The following is a 5,480-nucleotide window of genomic DNA, read 5'->3' as shown; positions in this document are numbered from 1 at the left end:
CCGTGCGCTCGTGCAGGCCGTGGGCGAGGAACAGCTCATTCGCGCTGCGGTGGTCGCCGGGATCGGCGAGCACGGCCTGCACCAGCGGGCGCACGCGCTCGTCGGCCGGCAGCGGCACCTCGCCCCACCCGTCCGCGGCCTCGGCCGACGGGTGCTGCAGCATCTCGATGAGCACCGACTGGATGCGCACGCGGAGGTCGGTCGGCATGTCGTTGATGCCGAGGTGCAGCAGCATCTCCTGCACGGCCCGGGGGACCAGCACCTGGGTGACGTCCTCGATCGGGGTGATCAGAGACGAGTCTCCGATGTAGGTGTAGCAGCCGGTCGAATCGCGTTCGTGGCGTGCGGTGTGCGGGGTGTGCGCGGGGATCCACACCCCCTGCCCGGGGGCGAGGCGCCACATCGACTCCTGCAGCTGCACCCAGACCGTGCCGCGGTAGCACCAGGCGAGCATCGCGTCGGGGTGCGAGTGCGGCGGGGCGAGTGGCCGGGTGTCGGTGTCCTCGCCGGTCACGACGCCGGTGCCCATCAGATACGGCGGTCGGATCGTCGAGGGCTGCTCCGGGCTCGCGCCCCATTCCTCGGGTCGATAGGAGTTCACGTCGTGCTCTGCGGCGCCGTGCCGGTCGACCCGCGGTCGACCACATGCGAGCGCGGTGCGGACGCATCCTGATCCGTGATGCCGAGGATTCCGCACGCGGCGCGACGCCCGTAGTCGACCGCCTCGATCCGCACCGTGGTGAGTGCGGGGGCGGTGTGCTGCCCCCATCCGGCGTCGTCGAAGCCGACGACCGACAGATCGTGCGGAACGCGGAGACCGAGTCGGCGTGCTGCGTGCAGGACCCGCGCCGCAGAATCGTCGTCGAAGCCCGCGACGGCGGTGACGCCTCCGGAGATCGCTGCCGCCAGGCTGTCTGCGCCGGCCTCTGTCTCGTCGGGCAGCGCGACGATCGCGGGCGGGTCGATGCCGAGCGTCCGCGCGGATTCTCGGAGATGGCGTTCCCGGAGCCCCACCATCGCCGAGATTCTCCCCGGGTCTGCGGGTCGAGCGAAGGCGATGCGCGAGTGACCGAGGCTCGCCAGGTGGCTCACCTGGGTGAGCGTGTGCGAGGCGAGGCCGTCGATCCATCCGCCGTCGAGGCCGTCGCTCTCGGCGCCGGCGTAGATCGCGCCGAGATCGATCACGGCTCGAGGGGAGATCGCATCGATCGTGCGTGTGAGGGCGGGGCCGGTCGCTCGGAGCACTGCGACGGAGTGGTCGCGGCTCGAGAGTTCTGCTTCGAGGCCATCGAGAAAGGAGTCGAGGGCGGTGCCGCGGGGCAGTCCGCCGACTGCGACCACCACCGTGCGGGTGGCCCCCTCACGGAACGCGCGGGCGAGCGTCGTCGGATAGCCGAGTTCCTGCGCCGCGCTGCGGACGCGCTCGCGGGTGTCGGTGGGGATCGTCTGACCTGCCGTGTCGTTCAGGACGAAGCTCACCGTGGTCGCCGAGACCCCGCTCACCCGGGCGATGTCCCGGATCGTCGGCCCCTTGCGCGAACTCCCCACCATGTGGCTAGCTTAGAGTCACTAATGTTGTTTAGTGACGGGCGCGACGCGTCACACGGCTGGATGAAAGAGACCGACATGAAATCAGTGGTGATCACAGCCCCGGGAGTCACCGAGGTGCTCGAGGTCGAGCAGCCGACGGCGGGACCCCGCGACGTTCTGGTGAAGGTGAAGGCGTGCGGCATCTGCGGCTCGGATCACATGTACACGACGTACGGCGGCATCCCTCCGCGGCAGGGCGCCACTCCGCTGGGGCACGAGCCCGCGGGCGAGGTCGTCGAGGTCGGGTCCGAGGTGACCGGCGCGCAGGTCGGCGATCACGTCGTGATCAACGTCATGGCGACGGTCGACGGGCTGCTGGGCAGCGGTGGCGCGCAGGGCGGATTCAGCGACGTCATCGTGCTGAAGGACGCGCAGGCGGGTGTGCAGTTCCGGGTCATCCCCGACGAGATCCCGTGGGCGGTGGCCGCGCTGAACGAGCCGATGGCGGTCGCGAGGCACGCGACCAACCGCACCGGATCGAAGCCCGGAGACAAGATCGTGGTCTTCGGCGCGGGGCCGATCGGACTCGGCGCGGTGCTCGGATTCAAGGCGCGCGGAGCGGGTCACGTCGTCGTGGTCGACATCGTCCCCAATCGCCTCGAGAAGGCGCTGCTGATCGGCGCAGACGCGGTGATCAATTCGGCTGAGGAGGATGTCTTCGCCCGCCTCGTCGAGCTGCACGGGGCAGCTCCGCAGGTCATCGGCGTGCGAGGGGAGCGTCCGGACTCGGACGTGTATCTGGATGCCGCCGGTGCACCGGCGGTGATCGCCACCGCGACGTCGGCGGCCAAGCAGGGTGCGACCCTCGGAATCGTCGCCGTGCATAAGAGGCCGGTCGAGATCGACTTCGGCGCGCTGCTCACGACCGAGCTGACCGTCGTACTCTCGATGGGGTACCCGACCGAGATCTTCGAGGTCACCGACGACATCATCGCGAACTGGCGCAAGTACGAACTCATCATCAGCGACCGCATCCCGTTCGATCGAGTGCAGGAGGCTCTCGCCCTGGCGGCGACCCCTGGTGCGGCCGAGAAGGTCGTCGTCACGTTCGCGTGACGACAGAGGGAGGGAATCGGATGCCTGATATCGAACTGCCGGCCTCGACCGCGCTCATCGTCGTCGACCTGCAGGTGGGCACTCTGGCGAACGCGAACGCCGTCTCTGCCCAAGATCTGGTGGCGCGCGTCGGCACACTCGCCGAGGCGTTCCGCAGGTCAGACCGGCCGATCGCCTTCGTCGTCTCGACGGGCGCGGCTGCCGGTGTCACCGAGTAGGGTCCCGGTGGCCGGGTCTGGCCCGAGGGGTTCGCGGATCTCGCTCCCGGAATCGAGAATCGCGGCGACGAACCCGTGCATCCGCGCGCCGGATGGAGCGCGTTCGCGGGCACGCCCCTCATCCAGGACCTGATGGCGCGGCAGATCACCGACGTCGTGATCGTGGGCCTCGCGACGACCTTCGGAGTCGAGTCGACCGCTCGTGCCGCCGCCGATCTGGGCTTCTCGGTCGTCGTCGTCTCCGATGCGGTGTCCGACCCGGATCCCGCCGGTCACGAGCGTTCGCTGACCCGGGTCATCCCGGCGCTCGGGAGAGTGCGGACGACGACGGAGGTCGTCGCCGCTCTCTGAGCACGGAGAGATGGACTCTCCCCATCCCCCCACGCCTGAGTAATCGGTTTCCGGTACGCTGGCGGTCATGCCTCGACGCTCTGCCCCGCGGTCTCGCCGCACCAACATCAGCGATGTCGCCACGGCGGCCGGCGTCTCGCGAGCCACGGTGTCTCGCGTCGTGAACGGTCTCGGCACGGTTGACCCCGAGCTCGTCGCCCGCGTGCGCGCGGTGATGGAAGAACTCGAGTACACACCCAGCGGCACGGCGCGCTCGCTGTCCCTCGGAGTCACCCACACCGTCGCCATGATCGTGCCCGACCTCGGCAACCCGATGTTCCAGAAGCTGTTGCAGGGGCTCACGAACGCTGCGGCGCGCGACGGTTACCGCATCATCGTGGCGGACTCCCAGGAGAGTCTGGAGGAGGAGGCACCGCTCGCGCGTGAGCTTCGCCGACGCTCGGACGCGATCGTGCTCGCGGCCCCACGGCTCGACGGACCCGAGCTCGTCGAACTCCTGCGTCAGGTTCCGCCGGCGCTCGTCATCAATCGCAGCAGCCAGGACGGCCTCGTGCCGGCGGTGACGATCGACTACGCGGCGGGCATCAGCGCCCTGGCCGACCATCTGCGCGAGCTCGGCCACACGCGCATCGGCTACCTGCAGGGACCCGAGCACAGCGCATCGAGCGTCTACCGGCAGGAGCGTCTCGTCGAGTACGTCGCGGACAGGTCCGAGATGGAGCTGGTGCTGTTCGAATGCGGGTCGTCGATGAGTGACGGATACGACTCGTGGCCGACGGTTCGCGACAGCGGCGTCACTGCGGTGCTCGCGTTCAATGATGTCGTCGCGCTCGGTCTGCTCGGGCGCCTCAGCGAAGAGGGCGTCGCGGTGCCCGAGGGCATCTCGGTCGTGGGCTTCGACGACATCCAGTTCAGCCGGTTCTCGGCCCCGCCGCTCACGACGGTCGCCGTCGATCACGTCGAGATGGGCGAGACCGCCTGGCGTCAGCTGCAGGCCGAGATGGGCGGTGCGGCAGCGCCCCATGCCGAGACGCACTTCACCCCGCGACTGCAGGCGCGCCGCAGCTCGGGCCCTGCGCCGATCACCCCCGGGCGCTAGTCAGTCGCGCACGGCGCTCATGACTCCCACCCGTGCGACAGCTCGACGCCGAGCGAGGCGGCCCGTTCTGCGCTCAGACGACCGTCGATCACCGCGACGGAGATCTCGAGGTCGAGCGTGCCGTCGACGGGCACGTCGCGACGGTTCTCGGTCGCCGTGGCCGGGCCGAATCCTACGTAGCCCTCCGTGCGGATGAACCAGGGCGCATCGGGTGCCGCTGCGACCAGCGAGACGTCGTCGGTCAGCACCGCGAGCCACGGCGAGTGCGAGCCGTGGGCGGCATCCACGCCCGCCCCGGAGGCGCAGACGACGTCGGCCGTCTCGAAGGGCGCGCGCCAGAACACTCCGCCGTAGAACGCGCCGGGCCGCCCGTTCGTCTGGGGGCTGCCGAGAGTCACGCCCGGTTCGACCGCGCGCAGCCGAGAGGTCCAGCGCAGCATCCACCCGTCGGAGAGGGCGGACGCGGTGATGCGACGCGACTCGGTGAGCAGCCTCGCGTCCACCCGATCGAGCCACTCGAGCTCCTCCTCGACCGAGTCGAAGGTGCTCCGTCGCTCGAGGACCCGCTGGGTGCCGTGGTTGTCGAGCAGCGTGGACCCGAGGTCGCGCACGTACGTGCGGCCGCCCCAGAACGTGGTGCCGCTGACGTCCGGCAGCGCCACGCTCAGATCCCTGTGGTGCGGGTGGTCGTCCGGCGCCGACTGCGTGACGGGCGTGCCGGACAGCGACCAGGCCCGAAGGCTCGGCCGCGGAGACGACAGCGCGGGCATGGAGGTGCCGTCGTCGTACTCGGCGACCACTCGGCCTGCCACGGTGAGCGTGGTGACGTCGCGGGGGACTGCATCGTTCTTCGCCATGCCGATCAGCCCTCCTGGTCGTGCACGACGATATCGAACGGGCCGAACACGCCCTCGGCCTCGACTGCCCCCTCGGCCCTGTCCGCCCCGTGCGGTGCCGCCGCGAACAGGCCGATCTCGGCACCGATCCAATGGCCGACCACCGCCTGCCACCCGTCGACGATCGGTGCGCTCAGGCCCTCTGCGCGCACGGTGACGCGGGCGGCGGAATCGACGTCGATCTCGAGACGCAGCGCGCCGGCGGGCGCGGGCTCGTCGAAGAGGATCCGCTCATGCAGCTCTCCCTCTGCCCTGGTCGCGGCGACCAGG

At 70.1% G+C, this 5,480-nt stretch carries 6 protein-coding genes and 2 pseudogenes; 4 read left to right on the top strand and 4 right to left on the bottom strand.

What is annotated here, in order from left to right; genetic code table 11:
• Both RTM68_RS14765 and RTM68_RS14760 read right to left on the bottom strand, forming a co-directional pair.
• Positions 1 to 601, bottom strand: a 601-nt coding sequence (locus RTM68_RS14765; protein ID WP_312172297.1) for an AraC family ligand binding domain-containing protein, incomplete at its 3' end; no start/stop codon positions are given.
• Entirely contained in the window at positions 598 to 1,551 is a 954-nt protein-coding gene (locus RTM68_RS14760) for a LacI family DNA-binding transcriptional regulator (protein WP_312172295.1), read from the bottom strand. The genes RTM68_RS14760 and RTM68_RS14765, both read right to left, overlap by 4 nt.
• 75 nt (positions 1,552 to 1,626) lie before the next feature.
• Between RTM68_RS14760 and RTM68_RS14755 the strand changes: the two genes are divergently transcribed.
• The 4 genes and pseudogenes from RTM68_RS14755 to RTM68_RS14740 all read left to right on the top strand — a co-directional run bounded on the left by RTM68_RS14755 (position 1,627) and on the right by RTM68_RS14740 (position 4,314).
• Positions 1,627 to 2,646: a zinc-binding dehydrogenase gene (locus tag RTM68_RS14755; RefSeq protein WP_312172292.1), complete on the top strand. Its 1,020-nt coding sequence runs from the start codon at positions 1,627 to 1,629 to the stop codon at positions 2,644 to 2,646.
• A gap of 20 nt (positions 2,647 to 2,666) precedes the next feature.
• The gene (locus RTM68_RS14750; RefSeq protein WP_312172289.1) at positions 2,667 to 2,864 is read left to right on the top strand and encodes a hypothetical protein; all 198 of its coding nucleotides are present in this window, start codon (positions 2,667 to 2,669) and stop codon (positions 2,862 to 2,864) included.
• A gap of 45 nt (positions 2,865 to 2,909) precedes the next feature.
• Positions 2,910 to 3,215: pseudogene (locus RTM68_RS14745) on the top strand (isochorismatase family protein); the annotation flags it as partial.
• A gap of 67 nt (positions 3,216 to 3,282) precedes the next feature.
• Complete coding sequence (locus RTM68_RS14740; RefSeq protein ID WP_312172286.1) at positions 3,283 to 4,314, top strand: LacI family DNA-binding transcriptional regulator; 1,032 nt, start codon at positions 3,283 to 3,285, stop codon at positions 4,312 to 4,314.
• Between the two features lie 17 nt (positions 4,315 to 4,331).
• On the opposite strand, the gene RTM68_RS14735 is transcribed toward RTM68_RS14740, so the two are convergent.
• Both RTM68_RS14735 and RTM68_RS14730 read right to left on the bottom strand, forming a co-directional pair.
• Positions 4,332 to 5,171, bottom strand: a complete 840-nt coding sequence (locus RTM68_RS14735) for a PmoA family protein (RefSeq protein ID WP_312172283.1) — start codon at positions 5,169 to 5,171, stop codon at positions 4,332 to 4,334.
• A gap of 5 nt (positions 5,172 to 5,176) precedes the next feature.
• Positions 5,177 to 5,480: pseudogene (locus tag RTM68_RS14730) on the bottom strand (hypothetical protein); the annotation flags it as partial.

Origin of the sequence: Microbacterium sp. (assembly GCF_031988965.1) — a bacterium.
Classification (GTDB): Bacteria; Actinomycetota; Actinomycetes; order Actinomycetales; family Microbacteriaceae; genus Microbacterium.
This window is presented reverse-complemented; position numbering and strand designations above follow the sequence as displayed.

What these genes read in the sequence shown, in the direction of transcription:
- RTM68_RS14760 (WP_312172295.1), bottom strand. Translation starts at nt 1,551, where the DNA reads ATGGTGGGGAGTTCGCGCAAGGGGCCGACGATCCGGGACATCGCCCGG.
- RTM68_RS14755 (WP_312172292.1), top strand. Translation starts at nt 1,627, where the DNA reads ATGAAATCAGTGGTGATCACAGCCCCGGGAGTCACCGAGGTGCTCGAG.
- RTM68_RS14750 (WP_312172289.1), top strand. Translation starts at nt 2,667, where the DNA reads ATGCCTGATATCGAACTGCCGGCCTCGACCGCGCTCATCGTCGTCGAC.
- RTM68_RS14740 (WP_312172286.1), top strand. Translation starts at nt 3,283, where the DNA reads ATGCCTCGACGCTCTGCCCCGCGGTCTCGCCGCACCAACATCAGCGAT.
- RTM68_RS14735 (WP_312172283.1), bottom strand. Translation starts at nt 5,171, where the DNA reads ATGGCGAAGAACGATGCAGTCCCCCGCGACGTCACCACGCTCACCGTG.